This is a genomic window from Nocardioides maradonensis (genome assembly GCF_054777115.1).
In genome coordinates this window covers 19,964-45,232 of the sequence record NZ_BAAHAZ010000012.1, presented here as the reverse complement: position 1 = coordinate 45,232, position 25,269 = coordinate 19,964, and the positions used below count along the sequence as shown (strand labels likewise).

Annotated in this window: 25 protein-coding genes; 7 read left to right on the top strand and 18 right to left on the bottom strand. The window is 71.4% G+C overall.

Annotation, left to right across the window (positions count from 1 at the left end; translation table 11 throughout):
* Positions 1-36: 36 nt before the first annotated feature.
* Genes ACYVAQ_RS15075 through ACYVAQ_RS15055 form a run of 5 tightly spaced genes read right to left on the bottom strand, consistent with a single transcriptional unit; the run spans position 37 to position 4,558 of the window.
* Positions 37-930 (bottom strand): type II secretion system F family protein, encoded by an 894-nt coding sequence (locus tag ACYVAQ_RS15075; RefSeq protein WP_460791041.1) that lies wholly within the window; start codon positions 928-930, stop codon positions 37-39.
* Positions 927-1,814: a type II secretion system F family protein gene (locus ACYVAQ_RS15070; RefSeq protein WP_460791037.1), complete on the bottom strand. Its 888-nt coding sequence runs from the start codon at positions 1,812-1,814 to the stop codon at positions 927-929. The genes ACYVAQ_RS15075 and ACYVAQ_RS15070 overlap by 4 nt, the downstream gene beginning before the upstream one ends.
* A complete protein-coding gene (locus ACYVAQ_RS15065) occupies positions 1,811-3,118 on the bottom strand; it encodes a CpaF family protein (protein ID WP_460791035.1) in 1,308 nt (435 codons plus the stop codon). Before ACYVAQ_RS15065 ends, ACYVAQ_RS15070 begins: the two co-directional genes overlap by 4 nt.
* Entirely contained in the window at positions 3,115-3,915 is an 801-nt protein-coding gene (locus ACYVAQ_RS15060) for a hypothetical protein (protein WP_460791033.1), read from the bottom strand. The genes ACYVAQ_RS15065 and ACYVAQ_RS15060 overlap by 4 nt, the downstream gene beginning before the upstream one ends.
* A 4-nt stretch (positions 3,916-3,919) precedes the next feature.
* Positions 3,920-4,558: an SAF domain-containing protein gene (locus tag ACYVAQ_RS15055; RefSeq protein WP_460791031.1), complete on the bottom strand. Its 639-nt coding sequence runs from the start codon at positions 4,556-4,558 to the stop codon at positions 3,920-3,922.
* Between the two features lie 262 nt (positions 4,559-4,820).
* Here ACYVAQ_RS15055 and ACYVAQ_RS15050 point away from each other — a divergent pair, with 262 nt between their 5' ends.
* Positions 4,821-7,451 (top strand): DUF6571 family protein, encoded by a 2,631-nt coding sequence (locus tag ACYVAQ_RS15050; RefSeq protein ID WP_460791028.1) that lies wholly within the window; start codon positions 4,821-4,823, stop codon positions 7,449-7,451.
* A gap of 22 nt (positions 7,452-7,473) precedes the next feature.
* On the opposite strand, the gene ACYVAQ_RS15045 is transcribed toward ACYVAQ_RS15050, so the two are convergent.
* Genes ACYVAQ_RS15045 through eccD form a run of 4 tightly spaced genes read right to left on the bottom strand, consistent with a single transcriptional unit; the run spans position 7,474 to position 10,961 of the window.
* Positions 7,474-8,145, bottom strand: a complete 672-nt coding sequence (locus ACYVAQ_RS15045; RefSeq protein WP_460791026.1) for a hypothetical protein — start codon at positions 8,143-8,145, stop codon at positions 7,474-7,476.
* Positions 8,142-8,483, bottom strand: coding sequence for a hypothetical protein (locus ACYVAQ_RS15040; protein WP_460791024.1), 342 nt, complete (start codon positions 8,481-8,483; stop codon positions 8,142-8,144). Before ACYVAQ_RS15040 ends, ACYVAQ_RS15045 begins: the two co-directional genes overlap by 4 nt.
* Positions 8,476-9,609, bottom strand: a complete 1,134-nt coding sequence (locus ACYVAQ_RS15035) for a hypothetical protein (protein ID WP_460791022.1) — start codon at positions 9,607-9,609, stop codon at positions 8,476-8,478. Before ACYVAQ_RS15035 ends, ACYVAQ_RS15040 begins: the two co-directional genes overlap by 8 nt.
* Entirely contained in the window at positions 9,606-10,961 is a 1,356-nt protein-coding gene (gene eccD / locus ACYVAQ_RS15030; RefSeq protein ID WP_460791020.1) for a type VII secretion integral membrane protein EccD, read from the bottom strand. The genes ACYVAQ_RS15035 and eccD overlap by 4 nt, the downstream gene beginning before the upstream one ends.
* Positions 10,962-11,084: 123 nt before the next feature.
* Between eccD and eccCa the strand changes: the two genes are divergently transcribed.
* The 6 genes from eccCa to ACYVAQ_RS15000 all read left to right on the top strand — a co-directional run bounded on the left by eccCa (position 11,085) and on the right by ACYVAQ_RS15000 (position 19,432).
* Positions 11,085-15,017, top strand: coding sequence for a type VII secretion protein EccCa (gene eccCa, locus ACYVAQ_RS15025; protein ID WP_460791018.1), 3,933 nt, complete (start codon positions 11,085-11,087; stop codon positions 15,015-15,017).
* 92 nt (positions 15,018-15,109) lie between these two features.
* Entirely contained in the window at positions 15,110-15,472 is a 363-nt protein-coding gene (locus ACYVAQ_RS15020; protein WP_460791016.1) for a hypothetical protein, read from the top strand.
* Between the two features lie 31 nt (positions 15,473-15,503).
* On the top strand, positions 15,504-15,809 hold the full coding sequence (locus tag ACYVAQ_RS15015; RefSeq protein WP_460791014.1) for a hypothetical protein: 306 nt from the start codon (positions 15,504-15,506) through the stop codon (positions 15,807-15,809).
* 29 nt (positions 15,810-15,838) lie between these two features.
* Positions 15,839-16,201, top strand: coding sequence for a hypothetical protein (locus tag ACYVAQ_RS15010; RefSeq protein WP_460791011.1), 363 nt, complete (start codon positions 15,839-15,841; stop codon positions 16,199-16,201).
* 70 nt (positions 16,202-16,271) lie between these two features.
* Positions 16,272-19,001 carry a TPR repeat region-containing protein gene (locus ACYVAQ_RS15005; RefSeq protein ID WP_460791008.1) on the top strand — a complete coding sequence of 910 codons (2,730 nt, stop codon included), beginning with the start codon at positions 16,272-16,274 and terminating at the stop codon, positions 18,999-19,001.
* Positions 18,998-19,432 carry a hypothetical protein gene (locus tag ACYVAQ_RS15000; protein ID WP_460791004.1) on the top strand — a complete coding sequence of 145 codons (435 nt, stop codon included), beginning with the start codon at positions 18,998-19,000 and terminating at the stop codon, positions 19,430-19,432. Before ACYVAQ_RS15005 ends, ACYVAQ_RS15000 begins: the two co-directional genes overlap by 4 nt.
* A 6-nt stretch (positions 19,433-19,438) precedes the next feature.
* Here the strand turns inward: ACYVAQ_RS15000 and ACYVAQ_RS14995 are convergent, their stop codons facing one another.
* The 9 genes from ACYVAQ_RS14995 to clpS form a co-directional block, all read right to left on the bottom strand.
* Positions 19,439-20,233, bottom strand: a complete 795-nt coding sequence (locus ACYVAQ_RS14995) for an MBL fold metallo-hydrolase (protein ID WP_460791002.1) — start codon at positions 20,231-20,233, stop codon at positions 19,439-19,441.
* Positions 20,230-21,051 carry a glutamate racemase gene (gene murI, locus ACYVAQ_RS14990; RefSeq protein WP_460791000.1) on the bottom strand — a complete coding sequence of 274 codons (822 nt, stop codon included), beginning with the start codon at positions 21,049-21,051 and terminating at the stop codon, positions 20,230-20,232. Before murI ends, ACYVAQ_RS14995 begins: the two co-directional genes overlap by 4 nt.
* Positions 21,052-21,123: 72 nt before the next feature.
* Positions 21,124-21,504: a VOC family protein gene (locus ACYVAQ_RS14985; protein ID WP_460790998.1), complete on the bottom strand. Its 381-nt coding sequence runs from the start codon at positions 21,502-21,504 to the stop codon at positions 21,124-21,126.
* A 35-nt stretch (positions 21,505-21,539) separates the two neighbouring features.
* A complete protein-coding gene (locus ACYVAQ_RS14980) occupies positions 21,540-22,505 on the bottom strand; it encodes a PLP-dependent cysteine synthase family protein (protein WP_460790996.1) in 966 nt (321 codons plus the stop codon).
* A gap of 59 nt (positions 22,506-22,564) precedes the next feature.
* Positions 22,565-22,855 (bottom strand): MoaD/ThiS family protein, encoded by a 291-nt coding sequence (locus tag ACYVAQ_RS14975; protein WP_460790993.1) that lies wholly within the window; start codon positions 22,853-22,855, stop codon positions 22,565-22,567.
* 1 nt (position 22,856) lies between these two features.
* Positions 22,857-23,324 (bottom strand): M67 family metallopeptidase, encoded by a 468-nt coding sequence (locus tag ACYVAQ_RS14970; RefSeq protein WP_460790990.1) that lies wholly within the window; start codon positions 23,322-23,324, stop codon positions 22,857-22,859.
* A gap of 22 nt (positions 23,325-23,346) precedes the next feature.
* The gene (locus ACYVAQ_RS14965; RefSeq protein WP_460790987.1) at positions 23,347-24,294 is read right to left on the bottom strand and encodes an acyl-CoA desaturase; all 948 of its coding nucleotides are present in this window, start codon (positions 24,292-24,294) and stop codon (positions 23,347-23,349) included.
* A gap of 55 nt (positions 24,295-24,349) precedes the next feature.
* Positions 24,350-24,940 (bottom strand): DUF2017 domain-containing protein, encoded by a 591-nt coding sequence (locus ACYVAQ_RS14960; protein WP_460790983.1) that lies wholly within the window; start codon positions 24,938-24,940, stop codon positions 24,350-24,352.
* Positions 24,937-25,212, bottom strand: coding sequence for an ATP-dependent Clp protease adapter ClpS (clpS, locus tag ACYVAQ_RS14955; RefSeq protein ID WP_460791389.1), 276 nt, complete (start codon positions 25,210-25,212; stop codon positions 24,937-24,939). Before clpS ends, ACYVAQ_RS14960 begins: the two co-directional genes overlap by 4 nt.
* Positions 25,213-25,269: the final 57 nt, after the last annotated feature.

The following is a 25,269-nucleotide window of genomic DNA, read 5'->3' as shown; positions in this document are numbered from 1 at the left end:
GAGTGCTCGTTCCCTTCCCGAGAGCCGGCAAACCAGTCAGTGGAGCTGGCTGACTGCCGGGTAGGCCAAGAATATCAAGAAGGCGACGCACATCAGCAGCTGCGCGATGAGCATCGACTGGCTGCTCTCGCCCGCGTCACCCTCGACCTCCACCAGCTCCTTGCGACGCATGCTCTCGGCCCGCGCGTTGAGCGAGCTGCGGATGCGCGCACCCTCGTCGCCGGCCAGGGCGAGCGAGGACGCCAGGTCGCGCAGCTCGTCGATGCCGAGCTCCTCACCGAGCCGACCGATCCCCTCCCACGGCGTGATGCCCAGGATGCGCGAGTTGGAGATGGACTGCCGCAACCGCACCATCGCCCAGTGGTCGCCGAAGGAGGAGGCGGCCATCAGCGCCTCGGGCAGGCCGCGGCCGCCGGCGAGGTTCATCGCCACGAGGTCGAGGAAGGCGCCCGTGACGTGCCGGAAGTCGCGGCGCCGGGCCTCCGCCTCGCGGTGCAGGGAGAGGTCGGGGAAGAAGAACGCCACCACGGCCGCGGCGAGCGCCACCCCGATGGGTACGCCGCCGGATCCGAACCCGCTGACCCACACCACGAACGGGAACCACACCATCGCGCCCAGCGCGAGCAGGACCTTCGTGCCGAGGTGCTGCTGCAGCGTCCGGTTCATCACGGCGAGGTCGGAACGGGTGCGGATCAGCTGCCAGCCGCGTCCGGCCGCTGCGGACTCCAGCCACCCCCCGATGCCGTCACGTACGACGTTCAACCGGCCCGCGGCGCCGTCGACCGTGACCCTGGGCGTCGCACGGCGGGACCCGGCGCGCTCCAGGCGGGCCAGGGTCGCCGCGACACCGGGCACCGGGCGGCTGAGGGCGATCACGACGAGCAGCACCCCGAGGCCGACGACGGCGCCGGCGAGCAACGACCAGGTCATCCGGCGCTCCTCTCGGGTCGGGTCGGCTGGGGCGACCGGGCGGCCACGAGGAACCGCTCGGCCTCCTCGACGCCGGAGAGGCGTCGCAGCCAGAGGACGCCGAGACCGAACAGGCCGATCACGACCGCGAGGACCAGCTGGCCCATCGCGGACTGGTAGGGAGCGACGTACGAGCGGTTGAGGAGGACCAGCAAGCCCGCGACGACCACGATCACGCCGATCACGATCTGCACGCTGCGGCGGGTGCTGCGCCGACTCCCCTCGACCCGTCGGCGTACGTCGAGCTCGTCGCGGGCCGACTCGGCCAGCGCGGTGAGGACGTCGCGCAGACCGGGGCCGCGCAGCCGGGCGTTGAGGATCAGCGCGGCGACGACCAGGTCGGCGGACGGGTCGTCGAGGTCGTCGGCGAAATCAGCCAGCGCGTCGGGCATCGGCTCGCGGACGCGCAGCCGGTCGACAAGCAGGTTGAGTGCCGGCCGGACCGACGCCGCGGCGTTCGCTGCGGTGGCCGGGATGGCCTGCTCGAGACCGACGGCGCCGGCGATCGTGTCACGCAGCGACTCGATCCAGGCCGCGAGGCCCTCGGCCCGCGCGATGGCACGGCGCTCCTCGGCGGCACCACCGAGGATCCGGTCCCAGAACGCGATCACGACGGCGGCGACCACCGCCAGCACGATCCACCGGGTCAGCACCAGGATGACCAGGCCCACCACAACACCGACAGCGAGCCGCCGCATCCGCCCCGGGCTCACCGTGAAGGAGCGACGGCCCGGGGTGGCGGCGGCCGGCGGGCGGCGGTGCATGCCGAGCAGCAGCATCGCCGCGCCGACGCCCACCGCCGCACCGGCGGTGACCGCGAGCGGGATGCGCCAGGCCTCGATCACGCCCAGCCCCCGTGTGCGAAGGACGCGTAGCCGTGCTCGGCCAGCTCGGCGATACAGGCGATCGGGGCGTGGGCGACCGCACGCCCGTCCGGGCCGGGCGCGAACACCTCGCTCGACATCACCTGGCCGTCGTGGCCGACGATCTCGCGGATGCTCTCGACCACGCGCACCTGGCCGCCGCCCTCCGGGCCGTCGTTGCGCTTGCGGACGAACACGACGAAGTCGAGCGCTCCGGCGATGAGCAGCGAGGAGGCCTCGAGCGGGAGCCGCTCGCGGGCCTGGATCGCGTAGGTGCCGATCCGGGAGAACACCTCGAGCGAGGAGTTCGCGTGGATGGTCGACAGCGAGCCGTCGTTGCCCTGGGTCATCGCGTTGAGCATCGTCACGATCTCGTCGCCCAGGACCTCACCGACGATGACGCGCGAGGGGTTCATGCGCAGCGAGCGGCGGACCAGGTCGGCCATCGACACCCCACCGACGCCCTCGGCGTTCGGCAGCCGCTCCTCCAGCGGTACGACGTTCGGGTGGAGGTCGGCGTACTCCCCCAGACCGAGCTCGAGGGCGCGCTCGACGGTGATGAGCCGCTCGTGGGGCGGGATCTCGTTGGCGAGCGCCCGCAGCATCGTGGTCTTCCCGGCGTTCGTGGCGCCGGCGATCATGATGTTCTTGCGCGCCCGAACCGCCGCCTTGAGGAAGCTGCAGATCTCCTCGTCCATCGTCCCGTTCTCGACGAGCTGGTCGAGGAACACCCGGCCCAGCCGCGCCTTGCGGACCGAGATCGAGGGACGCGCGCAGACCTGCATCACCGCGGAGAGCCGCGAGCCGTCCGGGAGCCGGAGGTCGAGCTCGGGGTTGGCGGCGTCGAAGGGCCGGCTGGACAGGCCGGAGTGCGCGGCGAGCACCTGGATGAGCTCCACGAGCTCCTCGTCGCTCTCGGCCACCGGCGGGTGCCGCTCCTCGCGGCCGTCGCCGTACTGCACGAAGACCTGGTCGAAGCCGTTGATGTCGACGTTCTCGACGTTGGGGTCCTCCAGCAGCGGCTGCAGCCGGCCGACGCCGAACAGCGCCGAGTGGATGGCCGAGGCGATGTCCCGCTCGTCGGCGGGGGTCGGCGGCCGGCGGCCGTCGGACACCTCGAAGCGGGCGTGGTCCTCCAGGACCTGCACGATGAGCGATCGGGCGAACTCACGCTCGTCCTCGGCGCTCATCGGCGAGACCCCGGACGCCGCGTCGCGGCGCCGCTGCTCGTTGAGGCGTTCGGCCACCTGGCTGCGCAGGGTCCGGACCAGGTCGTGGTCGATCACGGCGTCACCTCCGGAGCCGGTACGCCGACGGGCTCGGTGGCCACGAAGGCGTTCGCGGTCCGCGCGGCCAGCCGGTCGACGATCGAGCCCGCCGAGCGGACGAGGGCGGTCCGATCCGGTCGGCCCTGGACCTGGCCGAGGAAGAAGTTGGCGCCGACCGGGTCGTGCGCGAGGTGGTGCACGTCCTCGAAGGGCACCCGCGAGCGCTCCAACGACTCGCGCACCTCCTTCACGGCGCGCGCCCGCTTGGTGCCGGCGACCACCACGACGTGGATCGGGGCGGCCATCGCGCCGCCCAGGTTCTGGTGCACGCGCGCCGCCCGCTCCCGCAGGTGGATGACGTTGCTCGGCACGGCGTCGGTCACGAGCACGACCAGGCTGCTCGTCGCGAGCATCGCGTTCTGCGGGGTCGATCCCCCGATCCGGCCGAGGTCGGCGAGGACGTCGGTGCCCGGCGCGCTGCCGAACAGCTGCGCCAGGTCCGGCCACGCCAGCCCGCCGGCCTGCTCGGGGAGGCTCACGCCGGTGAGGACTCCCAGGCCACCCACGATGTGTTGGGTGTGCTGCTCGATCAGACCGGCGTGCATCGCCTTGCGCCCCGCGGCGGACAGCGCCACCAGCCCGGCGTCCGGGGTCAGCGGCTGGCCCTGCTCCGACGGCATCCGCAGCGCGATGTCACCACCCGCGGCGTCGCACTCGGCGACGACGCAAGGACGGGGCCAGAGCGCCCCGAGCAGCAGGGTCGCGGTGGTGACACCCGGCGACCCCTTGGCCGAGGCGACGGAGATCAGCGACATGGCGTCACTGCCCTCCGCAGCCCAGGTCGCCCGATCCGCCGGTCTGCGAGACGGCGAACTTGTTGCCGATGATCCCCTGCGACACGGCCGTCAGGCACTGCCTGCTGATGAGCACCTTGATGGGGACCTCGGAGCTGGACGTGCCGGTGATGCCGCCGTCCTGGCTCTTCCCGATCGCGAGCAGCTCGCCGTCCACCGTGTGCGTGCCGCCGTCGTCGTCCTCGACGTAGATGAGCACGCGGTCGCCCGGGTGCATGCCCTGCGCGGTCATCGGGTCGACGTTCAGCGCCACCTGCGCCTGGTCGGCCGCGATGCCGCCCGTCTTCGAGACCATCGCCGGGGTCAGGACCGTGCCGGCGAGCAGGCGGACCGTCGTCGACTGACCCACGAGGGAGTCCTCCTGGTCGGCAGGGATGCCGCCGTCGTACCCCTGCGGGAGGCTGACGGTCTGCAGGTCCGCCTTGGTGATCTTCTGGCCCTGCGCGATCTCGGTGCGCACCTGGACGAACTCCGCCCGGTGCCCCGCGATGACGGCGAGGTACGCCGACGCGAGCGCGCCGCCGACGATCAGCACCAGCGCGAGGCCGATCAGCGCGGGGCGCGACTCGCGGGTGGACGGGAGCCGCGGGGGCCGCGTCTGCATCGATCCTGCTGTGGCCAATTCCTGCACCTTTCGACATGGGATGTGTCGCAGCGGTGCCGAGATCGGGCACCCGAGACCCACGTCCTGCGTCCTCCCCGAGGGGAGATGCGGACAAACCCAATCTACGGTGCGCCGCGCGCGAGCCTCCGACCCGTCCGGACCGGGCCTGGGTTTTGCCGTCGTGTCCGGGGGTAGGCCTTCGAAGGCCGGCCGGCTCCTCGCCGCGGCACTCACCACCGTCGACCACCCCTCGGGACTTGTCATGGGCACTCCGTTCGAAGACTTCGAAGACCTCCACGGCAGCACGCCGGCGAAGATCGTCGCGGCGGCGAACCAGCCGGGCGTGAGCGCCACGGTGCTGTCCGACCTGGGCACCGACCTGCTCCAGGACGCGGCCAGGAGCGACGCCGCCACGGTCGGCGACCTGAAGACGATCAGCCAGCTGCCGAGGACCGCGGCGGGACACGCGCAGACGCTGGCCGCGGCCGGCAACCTGGCTGCCGGCTGCCTGCGCCAGTTCGGCGCCCAGGCGACGACCTTCGACACCGAGGTCGGCCGGCTCAACCTGCAGGTCCTCAACGCCGGCACCGGGCTGATGCACACCCCCGAGTACAAGATGGGTGAGCTGAAGATCGACTTCGCCCAGATGCGGCGGGAGGAGACGGCCCGGCTGCGCCCGGAGTACAACCGGCTGGTCCACCAGCTCGACCACGACGCGTCCGAGACCGCTCGGATCCTCAAGGCCGGCCCCGGCGACCTGGCGAACATCAAGGCACTGATCCGCGCCGGGTTCATCCCGCTGGCGGCAGCCTCCGACTGGCCGACGCTCGTGCTCACCGACGCCGACCGCGCGGCGTACTACGCGGCCGTCACGAAGGACATGACCGCGGCCGAGCGGGCGACGTACCTGCTGCAGCACAAGGAGATCTCCGCACCGGTGCTCGACATCCTGCTGCGCCAGGACAAGGCGACCGCGAACGAGATCATCACCCACGCGAACGACCTGGTCACCCAGGTCAACCAGGGCAGGTACACCGACCTCAAGCCGACCCTCACCGACCTGAACGCCTACCTGTCCCGGTTCGGCGACGTCACCGCCATCGCCGCGCCGCTGATGAACAAGATCGGCCCCGAGGGATTGCTGCGCCTCAACCAGATCGTCGCCCAGTCCGACGGCGACACGAAGCCCGACCCGTACGCCAACAAGGACGGCGGCCCGCGCGACAACGCGCTGGGAGCACTGATCGGGGACCTCCAGAAGAACCTGGGCACCACCCTTGCGACGGCCAGCGGTGGACCGAACGGCTACGCCCCAGGTACGCCGGCGGAGTACCGGCTCGCGAGCGACTACGTCGACCGGCTCAACGAGCTGGGCCAGAAGAAGACCGACATCACATGGCCGGGCCAGGGCGACTACCACTACGGCACCCAGCTCTACGGCTACCAGGTCCTGGCGCCGCTGCTCCGCACCGGACACTTCAACCCGGACTTCCTCGACCCGATCGCCGAGGGCATGTACAGCTTCGACCGCTACCACGGCGACGGCAACGGCAGCGTGTGGGGCACGACCACCATGGACCTGCGGTCCGACCACGGCATCCGGCTCGACTGGACCCAGGGCACCGGATCCACCCACTCGGCGGGTTTCGACCCGCTGCAGGGCCTGATGGACGCGCTCGGCAACAACCCGCAGTCGGCGCACGACTTCTTCACCGGGGAGCGCAGCTACACCTTCGACGGCTCGCACGGCTGGGACGAGTCGCACGGCTACAACGACAAGCTGCGCTACCTCCTCAACGAGCGGCAGTGGCACCTGCCCTACGACCAGCCCTCCATGGGTGACGGCGCCAACAGCGACGGCTACTACGACAAGCACCTGTGGGAGGAGCAGAACAACACCCACGGCATGGACCCGCTCGGGCGCGCGCTGTCGGCGGCCACCAGCGGCAACGACCAGGAGTCGGCGACGCTGTTCGGCGACGTCGTCCACGAGGTGGCCAACGGCGACAGCGCGCGGTACGCCGACCTCCGCGACGACTTCGCGACGATGGCGACCCAGCACCTCGGAGCGATCAACCACCAGTTCATCGGCGACGGCGCCCCCTCAGCGAACGGGGACATCGACCCGTTCACGCCCGGGGTGCAGCACGATCCGGGGTTCAACGCCGACAACAACGTCGACCTCGAGAAGTACCTGGCCGAGGTCGGACGGGACCCGGATGCCAAGAACAGCCTCACCGCGGCCGAGGCGCTGTACATGCAGGCCGGCTACCACCAGGCCATGAGCGACCCTCACGCCGATCTGGACACCCGGATGCTCTACATCGACACCCGGATCAACAACCCGCTCGGGCACGTGCTCGGAGCACTCGACTACGGCGACAGCGATCAGAAGTGGGGAGACCACGTCACCTCGGACAAGGAGCACAACGGCGAGGTCGACCAGAAGTACGCCCTGATCGGCTTCCTCACCGACAAGCTGCCGTTCGACAAGCTCCCGGTGGGCGGCGACCTGGTGAAGTCGGGGGTGGGCAGCTGGCTCGACGCCCTCAAGGACTCCGAGCACGTCGACACCTCGGCCATCACGAACAGGCTGATCGGTGGCCTGCACTCGGGGACCGGCAACCACATCCAGTCGACAGCCGAAGCGACCGTGCTGGCCAACCTCACCGAGAAGGACCGCGCGGACCTCGGCCTGCACTGGCCCACGGACGCCCACGGCGCTCCGAAGCCGCTGGACCAGTGGACCAAGGAGGATCACGACAGTGTCGAGCGGCAGTTCGAGACCAACATGAACCTGGCGAGGATCACGAAGTTCGGCTACGAGTCACGGGCCAGCTACGCGCAGGCCTTCGACGACGCGAAGACCGACCTCCAGTCCCACGGCGGGTGAGGGTGCCCGAGGGCACCCACTCTCACCCGCCGCCCAGCAGCGGGTTCGGCGGTTTCCCGAACGCGGAGCAGCGGTCCGTGAACCTGCGTTCCGGACCGGCGGTGGCCCACTCTGCGTTGTTGTCGTAGCGGGTCACCCGCCAGACGCCGTCACGGGCGGCGAGCTCGATCCACGTGGGCACGCCGTCGCCGCCCACGGGCTGGCTGATCGACGGAACCCCCCGGAGCTGGGTGCACGTGAAGACGGTGGCCTTCGCGCCGTCGACCATCGGCTTCGTCACCAGCATCCGCATCAGCCCGACGGCGGGACGCTTGTGCGGGTCGGTCCATTCGGAGATCTCCCGCGGCGTGACCACGTCGGCGGTGGTGAGGGCGGCCGACGCCTTCGTCATCCGCGCCCGGTCGGTCCACGACGGCGACTGGTAGCCCAGGTCCATGAGGACGATCGTGCGGCGGGCGACGTCGATGACGGGGTCGTGCGGATCCACGCCCGCGTCGAGCTTCCAGACGAACCGCAGGTCCCCGTCCCCGCCCAGAGGTACGACGCTGCCCGCCGGATCCGCCGACGCCGAGGCCGCCGGAGCGGGCGAGGAGGTCGTCGGGGTCGGTGCGGGCTTCGGTGACGACCCGCAGGCGGCCAGGGCGAGCGTCGTACCGAGGATGCCGGCGGTGGCGAGCGAACGGGGGACGGTCATCGCGTTGGTGCTCCGTGCGGTGTCGTGGACGCCGACGGGCTGACAGGGGCCGTCGGCACCGGGGTCGTGGGGTTGTTGCGCAGGCTCACCTTGAGCGCCTGGGCGACGGACAGGCCGGCGAGGATGACCGCCACCACGATCAGGCCCGCCACGATCGCCGGCCACGCGCGGCGGTTCTCGCGCCAGTTGCGCCCCGACCCGTGCAGCAGCGCCGAGCGCAGCTGGCGCCGTCGCATCGCGTCGGCCTCGAGGACGTAGCGCTCCGCGTTCGGCGTCGCCCGCAGCGCCATGCCGTTCTGCGCGTCCGGCGGCGGAGGCGGCGTCCACGGCTCAGACACGGCCGCCTCCGTCGACCACCGCCGCGGCGATCCGCAGCATCGCCTCGCGGGTCTCGGCCCGGACGGCGCTCGGCTCGAAGGGCGACCCGGCAGCCAGCCAGGGGTCCGGGGGTACGACGATGACCTGAGGCCGGCCGCGCAGGTCCCTCACCGCCTGCTTGTACGCCGGTTCGCTGGTCGCCACGACCACCGCGACCGCGCTCGACGCGACCACCTGGTTGACCCGGCGCAGCCGGTCGAACGCCGCCTGCATCGCGGCCTCCCCGACGACCCCGGCCGTCGAGACGAGCACGACCCGGTCCGCCCGGGCCAACGCGGTGTGGCTGCCCTCGCCCGCGTCGTTGCCCACGTCGAGCAGGTTGAAGGTGTGGTCACGACCGAGTCGGTCGAGCACGTCGGACACGTCGATGCGGCGCAGCGCGAGGTCCCAGCCCGACCCGTCGACCACGGAGAGCCCGGTCCGGCCGCGCGGCGGATCGACCGCGTCGTCCTGCGCGAGCAGCTGGATGCAGGAGCGCGGTCGCTCCGCCCCCAGCAGCGCGCCGAGCGACGGTCCGCCCTGCTGCACGTCCACGACCGCCGACCGGTCGTCGCGCAGCGCGGTGAGGACCGCTCCGACACCGACCGCGACCGACGTACATCCCACGCCGCCCTTGGCGGACGCGAACGCGACGACCCGCCGGTTGGTCTGGCGCTGACGGATCCGGTCGACCAGGGCGCGCTCCCCCTGCATGCCCGCCGCGGACTCGGGCACGACCACACCGGTCGCGGCCCGCTGCAGCAGCCGGGGCACGTCGCGCGGTGCGGGCGGCGGAGGGGGCGCGAGCGGCGGCGCCGGTGCGGCGGGGGCCGCAGCCGCGGGCGGCGGAGGTGGCGGGGTCTGCTCGACCGGCCGTACCCGGATCATCGTCGGGTCGTCGGGCAGCGGGTCGCGGCGTCGGAACTGGACGACCTCGCCGCCCGACTGGTCGGCGTCCGGCGCCGGAGGCGCGACCGGCGCCGCCGGGGTGGGTCCGAGACCCAGGCTGCGGGGGTCGATGCCCATCCGGGCGAGGTCGCCGGCCGCCCCGTCGGCCTCCCGGCGCCGGGCGAGAGCGGGGTCCGGCGCGTTGTCGTCGTCGGTCATCCGAAGATCCCCTTGAAGTCGGCGTAGACGGTCAGCGCACCGAAGAGCAGCACGAGCATCACGACCAGGGTCAGGAACTCCAGCGCATTGAGGGTCCGCTTGACCCGAGCGCGTGGGATCTCGGAGAGGTCCAACGCGGTCAGCGCGAGGGCGGCGACGAGCGCGCCGCCCAGCAGCGCGCCGAGCCAGGGGCGCAGGGCGGCCTGGTCGAGCACGAGCCTGCTGAGGGACAGCACCGCGAGCCAGACCCCGGCGAGCCGGAGGGCGAGCATGTGCGGCGTACGGGAGAAGGCGCGGGAGCGCAGCGCGACCGCGAGGGCGAGGCAGGCGGCGAGGCTGCGGTCCCAGGTGTCGCCGGCAAGGGCGAGGGCGGTGCCGTACCAGGCGACGACGAGCGCGATGCCGGCCAGCGCGCCGACCAGGATCGCGTTGCTCGTGCGATAGCGCCGCTGCAGCGTGTCGAGGTCGAGCACCCCGACGTTGCGGACCCGGTAGTCGGCGCTCGCGAGGCCGCCGACCGAGAGCGAGACCCGCGGGACGGCTCCGACCGCGATGACGGCGAGCACCGGGAGCAGCCGCAGCGTCACCCGCGCCGCGGACCCGTCGACCTGCGCGGTGGTGCCGAGGGCCGCCGCGACGAGCACGACGCCCGCAAACGCCAGGTGTGCGGTCGTCACCGGGGTGAACGCCCGGGTCACGGCCGCGACGACGGCTGCGAGCGCCGCGCAGGCGGCGACGGTGACCGGTGCGGGTACGTCGCCCTGCCGGCACAGGGCCAGGCCGAGGGCGGCACCCCACGTCATCGCGGCCACCGCCGCGATCGCCGTGTCGAGGGGCCGGGCGCGCACCGACGCCCACCAGGTCGCCCCGACGAGCACGACCGCGAGGACCGCCGACGTCTGCGTCCCCGCCAGGTCGCGGTCCCAGGTCGCGCCGCCAGCGGCGCCGACCACGCCGAGCAGCGCGAGGAGCAGGAGCGTGATGCTGCCGGTCAGGACCGAGAACGAGACCGTGGTCCGGGGCGTCCAGGTCCCACCCGCGCTGTCGACGCTGTCCTCGACCGCGTCGCGCACGTCGTCGACCAGGATCGGGCGGACCGTCTGCCCCTCCGGCCCGAGCTCGAGGACGTCGCCGTCGAGCACCGCGGCCTCCGCCAGGGTCTGTCCCATCGGGATGGCCGCGCCGCCGAGCCGCGAGAGGACCCAGGTGGTCGGGTTGTCGACGGACCCCGCGGGAGCGACGTACCGCAGCAGCTGCGGGAGGACGTCGGCGACCGGGAGCGCCGCGGGGAGGGCGAGATCGACGGACCGCTCGGCCGTCACCACGGTGATCCGGCTGTAGGCGGTGTGCATCAGCATTTCCTCACGACGACGCGGGCTCCCGAGCAGACGCTCCGGCGTACGAACGCGGAGCATATCCCCGGTCGTATGGTTGCCCTTCCCACACCATGCCCGCTCCAACCCTCGGGGGTTCGCATGACCACCACCCTGGTCCGTCGTCCGGCACGCACCGCTCCGCCGGCGACGCAGCCGGAGCCGATCGTGATCGCCGCACCCCCGGGACGCGGTCAGTCGGCGCCCGCCGCGGCCGGGGCGAGCATGCTGATGATGCCGATCATGGGCGGCGCGGGGTCGGTCACCGTAGCGATCACGCAGCGCAACAACCCGATCGTGGCGGTCGCGTCCTTCCTCGCGCTGCTGGGCGCGGTGTCGATCGGCATCGTGATGATGATCAGCCAGCGCAGCGGCCAGAAGAACCAGGAGCGCGAGAGCCGGGAGCGCTACCTGGACTACATCGAGAGCCTGCGCCACCGGGTGCGCGAGCAGATCGCGCAGCAGCGCGCGCACCAGGCCTGGTGCCACCCGCGGGCCGACCAGCTGCTCGACATCGCCCGCACCGACGCCCGGCGCTGGGAGCGGCGGCCGACGCAGCGCGACTTCCTGGCGATCCGGGTCGGGACCGGCGACGTACCGCTGGACGCGGGCCTGACGCTCGACGCCGACACCGGACCGCTCAACAGCTTCGACCCGGTCTGCCTGCAGTCGGCGCAGGAGCTGCAGCACCGGTACGCCGTGCTGCACGACCAGCCGGTGGTGCTGCCGCTGGCCCGGATCGGGCAGCTGAGCGTCCTCGGTCCCGCAGAGGTACGCCGGGACCTGGCGACCCACCTGCTGCAGCAGGTCGCCGCCCTGCACAGCCCCCACGACGTCTCGGTCGCGATCATCCGGTCCGACCGCGCGGCAGCCGCATGGGACTGGGCCAAGTGGCTGCCGCACGTGCTCGACGAGACCGCGACCGACGGGGACCTGACCGCCCGCCGGATCGGCACCGACCTCGCCTCGATCGAGCACCTGCTGGCCCCCGAGCTCGAGGCACGGCTCGACCGCCACCAGCGGGCCCGCGGGTCGGCGTACGTGCCCCCGAACCGGCTCGTCGTGATCATCGACGGCGACGGACTCGCCCCCGGCCAGCAGCTGCGCTCCCCTGCCCCGGAGGTGAGCCTGGCCGAGCTCGGCGTCCACGTCGTCTCGCTCCTCGACGGAGCCGCCGACGAGCCGGAGCGGGTCGACGCGCGGATCGAGGTCGGTCCCACGGGCACGGCCGTGGCGAGCGGACGGCCACTCCCCTTCACCGTCGACGTCCCCGAGCCGGGGTCGGCGACGGCGTTGGCGCGGTCGTTGGCGCCGCTGCGCCTCACCGCCACCACCTCCGACGACGGCGAGCTCGCCGAGACGGTGGGCCTGCCCGAGATCCTCGGGGTCGAGGACCCGGCCCGGCTCGACCTCGCGCAGAGCTGGCGGCCGCGGCCGCTGCGCGAGCTGCTGCGGGTGCCCATCGGGGTCGGGACCGGAGGCCGGCCGGTCATCCTCGACCTCAAGGAGGCCGCCCACAGCGGCATGGGGCCGCACGGCCTGGTCGTCGGCGCCACCGGCTCCGGCAAGTCCGAGATGCTCCGCACGCTGGTCAGCTCGCTGGTCATCGGGCACGGTCCGGACCGGCTCGCGCTGATGCTCGTCGACTTCAAGGGTGGGGCGACGTTCGCCGCGATGGAGGACATCCCGCACATCGCCGGCATGATCACGAACCTCCAGGACGACCTGACCCTCGTCGACCGGATGCGCGACGCGCTCTACGGCGAGATGCAGCGCCGCCAGGAGGTGCTCAAGGCCGCCGGCAACCTGCCCAACGTCACCGTCTACCAGGACCGGATCGACGCCGGCGAGGACCTGCCGCCGCTCCCCCACCTGCTCGTGATCGTCGACGAGTTCTCCGAGCTGCTCACCGCGAAGCCCGACTTCGCCGAGCTCTTCGTCGCCATCGGCCGGATCGGCCGATCGATCGGCGTGCACCTGCTGCTGGCCTCGCAGAAGCTGGAGGTCGGCAAGATCCGCGGGCTCGAGTCGCACCTGTCCTACCGGATCGGCCTGCGCACGTTCTCCGAGGGCGAGAGCCGCGACGCCATCGGCGTACCCGACGCCTACCACCTGCCGCCCGAGCCGGGCTCAGGCTTCCTCAAGGTCGACACCACGGTCTTCGAGCGGTTCAAGGCGGCGCTGGTGTCCTCGCCGTACGTGCCACCGTCGGGGCAGGTGAAGACCACCGTCCCGGTCGTCCCGTACGTCGCCGTGAACGGCCTGGGCGCGTGGATGTCCCACCAGGCCGCGGACCTGGCCGTCACCGACGGAGCCGTCCCGGACGGCACGGACACCGTGCTGGACGTGCTGTGCCGGCAGATGGCCACCTCCGGCTGGGCGCGGGTGCGACCGGTCTGGCTGCCACCGCTGCCGCGTGAGCTGTCCCTGGGCAGCCTGGTCGACCTCGGCGGGCGTGCCGAGGCCGGCACCTGCGCCGCCGTGGTGGGCCTCGTCGACGACCCGACCCACCAGGACCAGCGGCCGTTCACGTTCGACTTCGCGGGCGGCGACGCGAACCTCGTCATCACCGGGTCGCCGCAGACCGGCAAGTCGACGCTGCTGCGCAGCACGATCCTGTCGCTGGCGTCGCAGCACGCACCGGGAGACGTCGCGTTCTACTGCATCGACTACGGCGGCGGGTCCCTGTCGTCGCTCGCCGGGCTGCCGCACGTCGCGACGGTCGCGAGCCGCGTCGACCCGGAGCGGATCACCCGCACCGTCAACGACGTGCGCAGCCTGCTCAACCAGCGCGAGGTCCTGTTCCGGGAGCGCGGGCTGGAGTCGGCGGCGGCGTTCCGCCGCGCCCGGGCGGCCGGCGAGCTCCCGGCCGACACGCTCGGCGACGTCTTCCTGGTCGTCGACGGTTGGGGCACCTTCCGCGAGGAGTGGGACGACCTCGACTACGCGATCGCCGACATCGCCGCACGCGGCACCAGCTTCGGCGTGCATGTGGTGGTGACGGTGACGCAGGCGATGCAGGTGCGGATGCGGATGCAGGCGTCGATGACCGGCCGCGTCGAGCTGCGCCTCAGCGACCCCTTCGACTCCGACTTCGGCCGCCAGGCGATGGAGCAGATCCCGAAGGATGCGCCCGGTCGCGGCCTCACCGGCTCGCGGCAGAGCGCGCTGGTGTTCCAGGCCGCGCTTCCGACGTACGACGACGGCGGCTCCCCCGAGGAGGCGCAGAAGCGGCTGCTCGACGCGATCCTCGCGAAGTGGGGCCAGCAGCGGGTGGCGCGCGTGGAGGTGCTGCCGCAGCTCGTCACGGTGGCCGACCTGCCGCCCACCGAGCGCGGCGACACCGGCCTGCTGGTCGGGCTGTCCGAGCTCAACCTCGGCCCCGCGGAGATCAACCTCAGCGGCGCCGACCCTCACCTGCAGGTGTACGGCGACGGCGAGACCGGCAAGTCCAACCTGCTCAAGCTGCTCATCGCCGACCTCGTCGCCAGCCGGCCGCCGGAGGAGATCGGGATCGCGGTCGTCGACTACCGGCGCTCCCTGCTCGACGTCGTGCCGCCGGACTACCTGCTCACCTACTCGACCGGTGCCGAGCAGGCCGCCCAAGCCGCCCAGGAGATCGCTGGCGCCATCCGGGCGCGGGTGCCGGGGCCGGACGTGACGTCGGAGCAGCTGCGCAACCGGTCGTGGTGGAAGGGCCTGGACGTCTACGTGATCATCGACGACCACGACCTCGTCGCGACCTCGCAGGGCGACCCGCTCGCTCCCCTGATCGACCTGCTGCCCCAGGGCCGCGACCTGGGGCTGCACGTGATCCTGGCCCGTCGGACGGGCGGCATGTCGCGGGCGGTCTACGAGCCGATGATCCAGCGCCTGATCGACCTGAGCACGCCGGGCTTCATGTTCAGCGGCGACCGCCTCGAGGGCCGCCTCATCGGTGGCCACCCCTCGCGGCGGTTGCCCCGTGGACGGGCGATGTACGTCAACCGCGACGGCTCGGCCTCGCTCGTGCAGACGGCTCGCGTCGATGACTGATCGCGGAGTTTTCGGCGCGCCGAGGTTTTGGGCCGCCGCAGACCGGATAGGTGCTGGGGGCACGCACCACACCAACTACTCGGGAGTCCAGCATGGCTGCTGACCGCGTTTCTCTCACCGAGGGCTACCAGGGTGCCCTCCACACCAACCGCAACATCGGGGACCAGGCCGACCAGGTCCAGGGCCTGGCCAAGAAGCAGCACGGCCACACCGCCGACCTGCTGGCGCAGAACAAGGGCGCGCTGGCCAACCAGGCCGGCAACGGCTCGACCGCGACCGCGAACGGCCTGTCGGCCGCCGGCACGATGCACGCCGCCAACGCCGCGGGCGGCGCCGAGTACGTCCGTCGTACCGCCCAGCACGAGGACTCCGCGGCCGACGCCCAGGGCGGCGAGGCCCGCCTGATGGAGACCTCCGCCACCGACCTCGCCCACAAGATCAACCCGCCGGCCTGACCGCGGCGTACCCACGACCCAGGAGACCCAGATGAGTGACCAGCTCCGCGTCGACCGCGGCTCGATCCAGAACCACGTCGACGACACGCGCAACAACATGACCGGCTTCCGTGGCGCCCACGACGAGGCCAGCCGTCAGCAGGCCGGCTTCGGCCGGCAGACCGAGGGCGGTGTCGGGTCCGAGGACATCGACCGCACCCGCGCGGCGGCCGACCGGCACAGCACCGAGATCGACAGCAACGTCGGCAAGCTGATGAACCGCACCAGCGAGAACACCGACGAGTTCATCTCCAACGTCCGCAACGCCGCGACCCGGTCCCTCAACACGACCGACTGAGCGGTTCTCCACGACCAGGAGGCGCAGCCATGGGTTCGGACAGCGGCGACGTCGTCGGGATCGACGTCGACCACCTCGATCGCGCGGGGCGCACGACCAGTGGTCGCGGCGACCACGCCGCGACCACTGCGGCCAGGTTGCACGGCGACCTCGAGGCGGCGCACTCCCTGCTCGGTCACCCCGAGGTGGGTCCGGCGATGGCCGCGTTCGTCAGCGACAACATCGCGATCGACGCCCACCACCTCGGCAAGAACATCACGGCAGGTGGTCACGGCGTCTCACGGGTCGCCGCGACCGGGCGCTCGAGCGACAACGAGGGCGCCCGTGACCTGAGCGCCCAGGTGCAGGGCACCGAGAACGGGTCCAGCACCTTGCTGAAGAGCATCAACTAGGACCGACGGGGTCGTGCCGCGCACGGCCCCGTCGTCCTGCGCCGTACCACCAACTCTCGGGAGCACCTCCATGGTCCAGCGAACCCCCGGCCCGTTCCAGTACTACGACGAGCGCTACGCCAAGGGCTCGACCGTCACCGGAGACACGATCCGCGCCCTGGTCGACGACCCGGCCACCGACGCGGCGACGATCGCCAACCTGGCCGACGACCTCCATCACGACGTCGGCACCACGACCGCCGCGGTCGAGGGCAGCATCCGCGCCGACGTGTCCGCACCCCCGCGCAAGCTGGCCGACACGGCGAGGACGCTCAGCACCAACGCGACCTTCGCGATCGGCGTGGTGCAGCAGTTCGCGGGCCACGTCGACCAGTTCGACACCACCGTCGACGGCCTCAACCAGGACGTCGCGACCGCGGTCTCGCAGCAGCGCCAGAGCTACATCAACACCCAGCTCAGCGACCACGGGCTGGATCCGAAGGACGGCCTGTCGCAGCTCATGGTCGGCCCGCTCTACGCATCGCAATTCGACGAGAAGACCGCCACCGGCAACGCCGCGGCCGGGCTGCAGGGCAGGTACGACAAGGCGGTGAGCACGCTGGACAGCCAGGCCGCCGACACCGGGCAGAAGTTCCGGCAGGGCGCCACGGCGAAGAACGTGCTCGAGCTCCTCGACGCCGGCTACCTCGCACCGGCCAGCGCCCTGCGTTTCCCGGGGGTCCAGGTCGCGCCCGAGGACGTCTACCACTACTACCGCTCCCGGATGGACCGCGGCGAGATCCCCGACTTCTCCTCGATGACCGAGTCGCAACGGGTGCAGTTCGTGCACGACAACCCCGACGTGGTCACCTACCTGATGTCGGTCAAGAATCCCGGCCAGCAGGTGATCAGCGACGTGGTCGCCCTCGTCCTCCCGCACGTCGACGCCACCACGGCGAAGGAGGACGCCGGCTGGATCGTCAACCACGACAACGCCGACGGCGTGCTCGACGGCTTCCGCAACTCCGACGCGATCAACGCGGCGTTGGCCTCCCTGGCCCCCTGGATGGCGAAGAACGGCATCACCTCGATCGGCTCGACGGTGACCGCTCAGGGCGCGAACGCCTACCTCAAGCAGCTCGCGGCCGACACCTGGCCGCACCACGACGACATCGAGAAGTACATCAACGGCGACCACGGCTTCTCCGACTCCGAGAAGCAGCACCTGCTGACGAGCTTCGCCGACTCCTACCTGAACCTCTCCAACGAGAAGTACGGCGGCGGGTACGCCGACCTCCCCGACGACCTGCGCAAGGCCGCGGACCAGCTGCCCCCCACCAAGGAGTCCATCGCCACGAGCGGCTACGGCGCCAGCGTGACGACGCTGATGGGCTCCAACGACGACTTCAAGGACCTGGCCCGGCTGCTCGCCCACGGCGACGTGGAGGCCGGCACCGACCTGTCCAAGCACCTCGGGTCCACGGTGGTCACGTCGAACTCGATGTGGGACCACTACAACCAGCAGTACGGCAACGGCAAGCTCGGCTCGTGGGACGACGGGCTCAGCGGCGACGTGCTGGACCTCGTCAGCCGCAACCACCAGGCGACGGCCGACCTGCTCTCCGGCAAGGACGTGCCGCCGACCTACTACGGCAACGTGGACCCCACCACCGGCAAGCTGGCACCAGGCGACGACGTCCTGGCGGGCTACTACGGCTCCGACTTCGGCGCCGAGCTGTTCGGCCACAACTGGGACGCGGGGTCCGAGGCGAAGGTCGCCCACATGGTCGACTGGATCCACGGCTCCTACCAGCAGGGCGGCACCGAGCAGCAGCTCGCGAACCAGGCGTTCAACGGTCTGGCGGCCGACCTGACCAACACCAAGGACGACACCTACAAGAACCTGATGGGCAGCGACGGGGAGTCCGCGGCCCACAACAACCACCTCCTCGCGCTGGGTCTCACCGACGCCCTGTCGGACCACCTCGGCCAGCTCGGCGCCCAGCCGGGCACCAGCCAGGCGGCCGGGCTCTCCCTGTCCCAGGCCGACCAGGTGCGGCTGATGACGCTTCTCGCGAGCGACCACGACACCGGCGACCACCAGAGCGCGTCCAACCGGCTGGCGGCGTACGTCGCGGCGTACGAGCACGACCGGATCGCGAGCTGGGTGCACGACCCCGGCTCGGTCGGCCCACGCGAGCTGGCCGCCGCCAACGGACAGCTGTCCGGGATGCTCGACTCGGCCCTGATGAACGAGGCGTCCGAGCGCGGCCTCAACGCCAACGACGCGGCGGCCGCCCGGCTGCAGGAGCTGAAGATCGCCTCCGGCATCGTGTCGACGCTCGCGGGGAAGATCCCGGTGGTCGGCAACATCGCCGGCCCCGCGGCCGGCATCGGCAACACCCTGCTCGCCAACCTCGTCACCGCGCCGCACCTGCCCTCCCCGCCCGCGGGCGTCGACCCGGCGTGGAACGCCGACGGGTCACACGTCACGACGCTCAACTCCCAGTACCTGGTCGACGCGTTGGTGCAGCAGGGCAAGATCGACCGTGCCGACCTGCCGCCGGCGTTGCAGAACCCGAGCGAGCAGTCGAACGCGGCGGTCCAGGACGCCGCCGACCAGACTCTGACCAGCTACTTCACGGAGCACCCCATCAAGGACCAACACGGCAACGTGATCGCGGACAAGTCGTTCTACGACGACTACGCCGGCTACATGACCGGGGTCTACACCAACATCAACAACTGGTACGGCCTCGACCACAAGGACAGCAACCAAGTGAAGGAATTCCTGACCAGCTCGACCTGGGGTCGCCCGTGAGGACCGCTGCGCTCGCGCTGGCCGCGGCCCTCGTGATGGGCACCTCGGCGTGCGGCGGCTCCACGCCGCCGGCCGCCCGGTCCTCCGGTCCGTCGGGCTGCGACGCCGCGAACCGGTCCCAGTGCTACCCGCTGCCGACGATCACGCCGGCGTACTGCTACGTGCTGCAGGTGCGCCAGATGCTGCGCGACGGTCAGCTCCACGCGTCCAGCCTCCCCCGCTGGGCGTCGCCCGCGGATCGCGACGGCGCCCCCGCGGTGATCGACTTCCGCCGCCCCCAGCACGTCGACCTCGCCCGCCGTCAGGACCAGCTCGACCGGATCCTGACCGCCCGCCACCTCACCATCGACGAGGCTGCCGTCCAGCACTGCATCGCCTCGACCACCGACAGCGACCTGGTCACCACCGAGGGCGGCGGCTTCCGGCCCTGACCGGGCTCAGAGCGTGTAGACGGCGCCGGTCTCGGCCCGCAGCGCCTCGGGGTACGCCGCGACCGACTCGGCGAAGATCGCGTCGCCGTCGTGCCACGGCGGGATGTGGGTGACCACCAGCCGCTTCGCGCCCGCCTCGGCGGCGTACGTGCCTGCCTCGGTGCCGGTGAGGTGCAGGCTCGGCGGGTTGTCGTCGCCCTCGCGGAACGACGCCTCGCACAGGAAGAGGTCGGCGTCGGCGGCGATCTCCAGCAGCGCCGGGATCGGGCCTGTGTCGCCGCTGTAGGCCAGGACCTTGCCGTGCGCCGTGACCCGCATGCCGTACGCCGGGACGGGGTGGTCGACCTCGTACGGCTCGATGGCGAACGGGCCGACCGAGAACGGCTGGTCGTAGACGCGGAAGATGAACTCCTCGCGCATGCCGGGCTTGCGCGGCAGGTCGTACGCCTTCGCGAGCCGCTTCGCGGTCCCCTTCGGGCCGTAGACCGGGATCCGCGGCTGGGTGCCGGTCGGGTGGTACTTGCGCAGCACGTAGTAGCTGGTCATGTCGACGCAGTGGTCGGCGTGCAGGTGGCTGATCAGGACCGCGTCGACCTTCAGCGGGTCGACGTACCGCTGCAGCAGGCCGAGCGCGCCGTTGCCCATGTCGAGCACGACGCTCCACACGCGGTCGGGTTCTTCGGAGGTGCGGGTCTGCACGAGGTAGCAGCTGGCGGGCGAGTCCGGGCCCGGGTAGGAGCCCGCGCAGCCGACGACCGTGAGCCGGACGCCGTCGATGGGGATGTCGTCGATCGGTGTCATGCCAGCCCTCCCGCGAACTGTCCGGCCGCGGCCAGCTCGGCGCCGAGGAACCGGCGTCCGATGGTCGCGAACTCGTCGGGCGATCCCGTGGTCGAGAAGGTGTACGTCGCCTCGCCCTCAGCCCGCATCAGGCCCTGGTCGGCGAGCGTGCGGTAGAGCGCCTTCGCCGACTCCTCGGCACTGCTCACCAGGGTGACGCCGTCCCCCATGACGTAGGAGATGACGCCGGTCAGCAGCGGGTAGTGGGTGCAGCCGAGGATCAGGGTGTCGATGCCGAGCTCGGTGAGCGGGTCGAGGTACTCGTGGGCGACCGCCAACAGCTCGTCGCCGCCGGTGATGCCGGCCTCGACGTAGTCGACGAAGCGCGGGCAGGCGCGGGCGGTGACCTGCAGGTGCGGAGCGGCGGCGAACGCGTCGTCGTACGCCATCGACTCGGCGGTCGCGCGGGTGCAGATGACGCCGACCTTGCCGTTGCGCGTCGCCGAGACCGCGCGGCGGGCGGCCGGGAGGATCACCTCGACGACAGGCACGTCGTACCGCTCGCGCGCGTCGCGGAGCATCGCCGCGCTGGCGGAGTTGCAGGCGATGACCAGGGCCTTCACGCCCTGGTCGACGAGGTGGTCGAGGCACTCCAGCGCGTACTCGCGCACCTCGGCGATGGACTTCGGGCCGTAGGGCTGCCGGGCCGTGTCACCGAGGTAGGTGATGGACTCGTGGGGCAGCTGGTCGATGACCGAGCGCGCGACGGTCAGGCCACCGAATCCGGAGTCGAAGATGCCGATCGGCGCGTCGACGTCGACGGTTCCTTGGCCCAGCACGGTGACAGCCTAGAGCCCCGGCGCACCGAGGCGGCGCAACTAGCGATCGAACTCACGCCGCTCCGGGGCCGTTCAGGTGGGGCGCACGATCTGCTGAAGCGCCCACCGGTTGCCGTCGGGGTCGTCGAAGTAGACGAACCGGCCCCAGGGCTGCTCGTCGACCCCGGTCGCCTCGACACCCCGACCCTGCAGGTGGGCGAGAGCCGCCTCGGCGTCGGGGACGACGACCTGGATGAACTGCGAGGATCCCTCGGGCATCATCTGCAGGCCGATGCCGAAACAGAAGGAGCAGGCCGATCCCTGCGGGGTCACCTGCACGAACCGCAGGCCCTCGTGGACGGTGTGGTCGAAGTCGACGTTCCACCCGACCTGCTCGCCGTAGAACCTCACGGAGCGGTCGACGTCGGAGACGGCGAGCGGGACGAGCTCGATCTTCCAGTCAAGTTCTGTCATGCCGACCACGCTACGGGTCGGCACCGACATCGCGCTCAGGCCCAGAGCTGGCCCTCGAGCCGCTCCTCCGCGTCGTCGATGGTGCCCTCGTAGGCACCGGTCGAGAGGTACTTCCAGCCGGCGTCGGCCACCACGAAGGCGATGTCGGCGGACTCGCCGGCCTTCGCCGCCTTGGCGGCCTGGCCGAGGGCGGCGTGCAGGATCGCGCCTGTGGAGATGCCGGCGAAGATGCCCTCGAGCTCGAGCAGCTCGCGGACCCGGCGTACGGCGTCGCGGGGGCCGACCGAGAAGCGGGTGTCGATCAGGCTGGCGTCGTACAGCTCGGGGACGAAGCCCTCGTCGAGGTTGCGCAGGCCGTAGACGAGCTCGCCGTAGCGCGGCTCGGCGGCGACGATGGTGACGTCGGGCTTGGCGCTGCGGAAGTAGCGCGAGACGCCCATCAGCGTGCCGGTGGTGCCGAGACCCGCGACGAAGTGGGTGATGCTCGGGAGGTCGGCGAGCAGCTCGGGGCCGGTGCTCTCCTGGTGCGCGAGCGCGTTCGCGGCGTTGCCGTACTGGTAGAGCATCACCCAGTCGGGGTGCTCGGCGGCCATCCGCTTGGCCACGCGGACGGCCTCGTTCGAGCCACCGGCGGCGGGGCTGGAGATGATCTCCGCGCCCCACATCCGCAGCAGCACGCGGCGCTCCTCGGAGGTGTTCTCCGGCATCACGAAGACGGTGCGGTAGCCCTTGAGCTTGGCCGCCATCGCGATCGAGATGCCGGTGTTGCCGGAGGTCGGCTCGAGGATCGTGCAGCCGGGACGCAGCGTGCCGTCCTTCTCCGCCTCCTCGATCATCTTCAGGGCCGGACGGTCCTTGATCGAGCCGGTGGGGTTGCGGTCCTCGAGCTTGGCCCACAGCCGCACCTCGGCGCCGTTGGGCAGGACGCCCGGCGACAACCGCGGCAGACCGACCAGCGGCGTACCGCCGACGGACGCCAGCAGGTTGTCGAACCGGGCCATCTCGCGCCTTTCCGGTGGTCGAGTGCGCTCGTGAGGGACGAGCGAGCGTGTATCGAGACTCAGCGAGCGCCGCCGGCGACCGCCGGCAGGATGGTGACCTCGTCACCGTCGTTGAGCTTCGCGTCGAGGCTGCCGAGGAAGCGGACGTCCTCGTCGTTGACGTAGATGTTGACGAACCGGCGCAGGTCCGGGCCGCTCTCCTTGACGTCGATGAGCCGGTCCTTGATGCCCGGGTGGTCGGCCTCGAGGGCGTCGATCAGCGCGCTCAGGGTGGTGCCGTCGGCGGAGACCGCCTTCTCACCACCGGTGTAGGTGCGCAGGATGGTCGGGATCTTGACCTCGATGGCCATGTCAGAGGTTCTCCTCGTTCGGTGGTGCAATGGTGGTGCTGCTGCCGTCAGCCGCGACGAGCTCGACCGGTTCCTCGGTCACCTCGCCGTCGACGATTCTGTAGGACCTGAACTCGACAGGGCCCTCGTTATTCCCGTGCTCGCGCGTGCTCACCAGCACGTAGTGGGCGTTCGGCTCACCCGCGAGGTTGATGTCGGTGACGCTCGGGTAGGCCTCGGTCGCGGTGTGCGAGTGGTAGATCACCACCGGCTCCTCGTCGCGCTTCGCCATGTCCTTGTAGAGCTCGAGCAGGTCGGTCGAGTCGTACTCGTAGAAGGTCGGGCTGCCCGCGGCGTTCACCATCTCGATGAACCGCTCGGGACGGTCGCTGCCCTCGGGGCCGGCGACCATGCCGCACGCCTCCACGGGGTGGTCACGCTTGGCGTGGGCGACGATGGCGTCGTACGCCGCCTGACCGATCTTCAACACGGGCACAAGCCTAGGGGGCGGATCAGGGGGCGGGCGTCGCGGCCTTCGCGGCGAGACGCTCCTGCGTGGGCCAGCGCACGTCCTTGACCCAGCCGAGCTTCTCCAGGACCCAGATCACCCGCGCCGAGGTGTCGAGCTGGAACCGCTTCACGCCGTGCCGGGCGCTGGTCGGGTCGGCGTGGTGCAGGTTGTGCCACGACTCGCCGCCGGACGGGATGGCCAGCCACCAGACGTTGCCGGAGAAGTCACGTGAGGCGAAGGGCCGCTCCCCCACGGTGTGGCAGATCGAGTTGATCGACCAGGTGACGTGGTGGATGAGGCCGATCCGCACGACGGTGCCCCAGAAGAACGCCGTCAGGGCACCCTGCCAGGACCAGGTGAGCAGCGCGCCGAGCACCGGCGGCAGCAGGATCGAGGTGAGCGTCCACAGCCAGAACATCCGCGAGATCCGCAGCAGGTCGCGGTCCTTGGCCAGGTCGGGCGCGTAGCGCTCGATGGACGTCTGCTCCTCGTCGAAGAGCCAGCCGACGTGGGCCCAGACCATGCCCTTGGTGAGGGCGCCCAGGCTCTTGCCGAAGCGCCACGGGGAGTGCGGGTCGCCGTCGCGGTCGGAGAACTGGTGGTGCTTGCGGTGGTCGGCGACCCAGCGGATGACCGGGCCCTCGATGGCCATCGAGCCGAGGATGGCGAGGGTGATCTTCACCGCGCGGTTCGGCTTGAAGGACTTGTGCGTGAACAGCCGGTGGTAGCCGACGGTGATGCCGTGCAGCGTCAGCCCGTACATCACGAACGTGATGACGACGTCGCTCCAGCCGAGCCAGCCGCCCCAGGCGACCGGGATGGCGGCGACGAAGGCGACGAACGGGACGGCGATGAACAGGGCGAGCGCGAAGCGCTCCCAGAAGCCCTGGGTGTCGCCACCGAGGGTCGCCCTGACCGTGTCGGTGGGTCGGTCGTCGAGCGCGGTCATGGATCCCCCGTGCGGTCGCGGTCAGTACGTCTGAGCCTAACCGAGTCTCCTCGGCCTAGCCGACCGCGTCCACCAGGGTCTCCTGCAGGTAGCCCAGCCATTCGTAGAGGTGGTGCGCCTGCGCGCGGGGATCCTCGTCGGGCAGCGCGTCCCAGTAGTCCTGGTCGCCCTCCTCGACCTCGAGCCGGGTGCCGAGGGCGAGCCGCAGGTCGGTGAACGCGCGCATCCACACCAGCGCGGACGGCTCGTCGAGCTCCACGTCGATGACCAGGTCGCCGTGCTCCTCGTCGGTGGGGTCGGTGGGCAGGCCGGCCTCCTCGAGCGCGTCGATGATCGCCTCGGCGGCCTTGGCCTTGGAGTCGCGCAGGCCGCCCTCGGTGAAGCGGCGGAACTCGCCCGCGGCCTCCTCGTCGTGGTGGTACGCCGTCGGGAAGAGCCGCTGCAGGACCGGGTCCTCGGGCGCGGTGGTCGGGCCGGAGAAGTCGAGCAGCGCCTCGAGCGGGTCGTCGCTCGTGGTCGTCATTGCACGCTCGTTGTGCAACAGCTCGACCAGCTGGGCGGCCAACGAGCGGAGCAGGTCGGCCTCGAACACCGAGAACGTCGCGAAGACGTGCTTGCTGCGACGGTGCCGGTGGAACCCGGTCATGCGTCGGCCTTCTGCAGGGTCGCCCACAGGCCGTACTCGTGCATCGCCTGCACGTCGCGCTCCATCTCCTCGCGGCTGCCCGTGCTCACGACGGACCTGCCGTCCTCGTGGACCTCCATCATCAGCTTCTCGGACTTCTTCTTGGAGTAGCCGAAGTACTTGGTGAACACGAAGGTCACGTAGGACATGAGGTTCACCGGGTCGTTCCACACGATCGTCACCCACGGGGTGTCGGCGACGGTGATCTCGTCGGGCGTCAGGTCCGACTGCACCCCCGGATCGACCTTGGTGGGACTCGCGGTGCTCACGGTTCCCATCGTTCCACAGCC

Excerpts from the sequence above, each read along its gene's own strand:
- eccCa (WP_460791018.1), top strand. The coding sequence starts at position 11,085 with ATGACCACCACCCTGGTCCGTCGTCCGGCACGCACCGCTCCGCCGGCG.
- eccD (WP_460791020.1), bottom strand. The coding sequence starts at position 10,961 with ATGCACACCGCCTACAGCCGGATCACCGTGGTGACGGCCGAGCGGTCC.
- ACYVAQ_RS15060 (WP_460791033.1), bottom strand. The coding sequence starts at position 3,915 with ATGTCGCTGATCTCCGTCGCCTCGGCCAAGGGGTCGCCGGGTGTCACC.
- ACYVAQ_RS14980 (WP_460790996.1), bottom strand. The coding sequence starts at position 22,505 with ATGGCCCGGTTCGACAACCTGCTGGCGTCCGTCGGCGGTACGCCGCTG.
- ACYVAQ_RS15015 (WP_460791014.1), top strand. The coding sequence starts at position 15,504 with ATGAGTGACCAGCTCCGCGTCGACCGCGGCTCGATCCAGAACCACGTC.
- ACYVAQ_RS14975 (WP_460790993.1), bottom strand. The coding sequence starts at position 22,855 with ATGGCCATCGAGGTCAAGATCCCGACCATCCTGCGCACCTACACCGGT.
- ACYVAQ_RS15045 (WP_460791026.1), bottom strand. The coding sequence starts at position 8,145 with ATGACCGTCCCCCGTTCGCTCGCCACCGCCGGCATCCTCGGTACGACG.
- ACYVAQ_RS15020 (WP_460791016.1), top strand. The coding sequence starts at position 15,110 with ATGGCTGCTGACCGCGTTTCTCTCACCGAGGGCTACCAGGGTGCCCTC.
- ACYVAQ_RS14965 (WP_460790987.1), bottom strand. The coding sequence starts at position 24,294 with ATGACCGCGCTCGACGACCGACCCACCGACACGGTCAGGGCGACCCTC.
- ACYVAQ_RS15005 (WP_460791008.1), top strand. The coding sequence starts at position 16,272 with ATGGTCCAGCGAACCCCCGGCCCGTTCCAGTACTACGACGAGCGCTAC.
- ACYVAQ_RS15035 (WP_460791022.1), bottom strand. The coding sequence starts at position 9,609 with ATGACCGACGACGACAACGCGCCGGACCCCGCTCTCGCCCGGCGCCGG.
- ACYVAQ_RS14960 (WP_460790983.1), bottom strand. The coding sequence starts at position 24,940 with ATGACCGGGTTCCACCGGCACCGTCGCAGCAAGCACGTCTTCGCGACG.
- ACYVAQ_RS15075 (WP_460791041.1), bottom strand. The coding sequence starts at position 930 with ATGACCTGGTCGTTGCTCGCCGGCGCCGTCGTCGGCCTCGGGGTGCTG.
- ACYVAQ_RS15010 (WP_460791011.1), top strand. The coding sequence starts at position 15,839 with ATGGGTTCGGACAGCGGCGACGTCGTCGGGATCGACGTCGACCACCTC.
- ACYVAQ_RS15050 (WP_460791028.1), top strand. The coding sequence starts at position 4,821 with ATGGGCACTCCGTTCGAAGACTTCGAAGACCTCCACGGCAGCACGCCG.
- ACYVAQ_RS14995 (WP_460791002.1), bottom strand. The coding sequence starts at position 20,233 with ATGACACCGATCGACGACATCCCCATCGACGGCGTCCGGCTCACGGTC.
- ACYVAQ_RS15055 (WP_460791031.1), bottom strand. The coding sequence starts at position 4,558 with ATGCAGACGCGGCCCCCGCGGCTCCCGTCCACCCGCGAGTCGCGCCCC.
- ACYVAQ_RS14985 (WP_460790998.1), bottom strand. The coding sequence starts at position 21,504 with ATGACAGAACTTGACTGGAAGATCGAGCTCGTCCCGCTCGCCGTCTCC.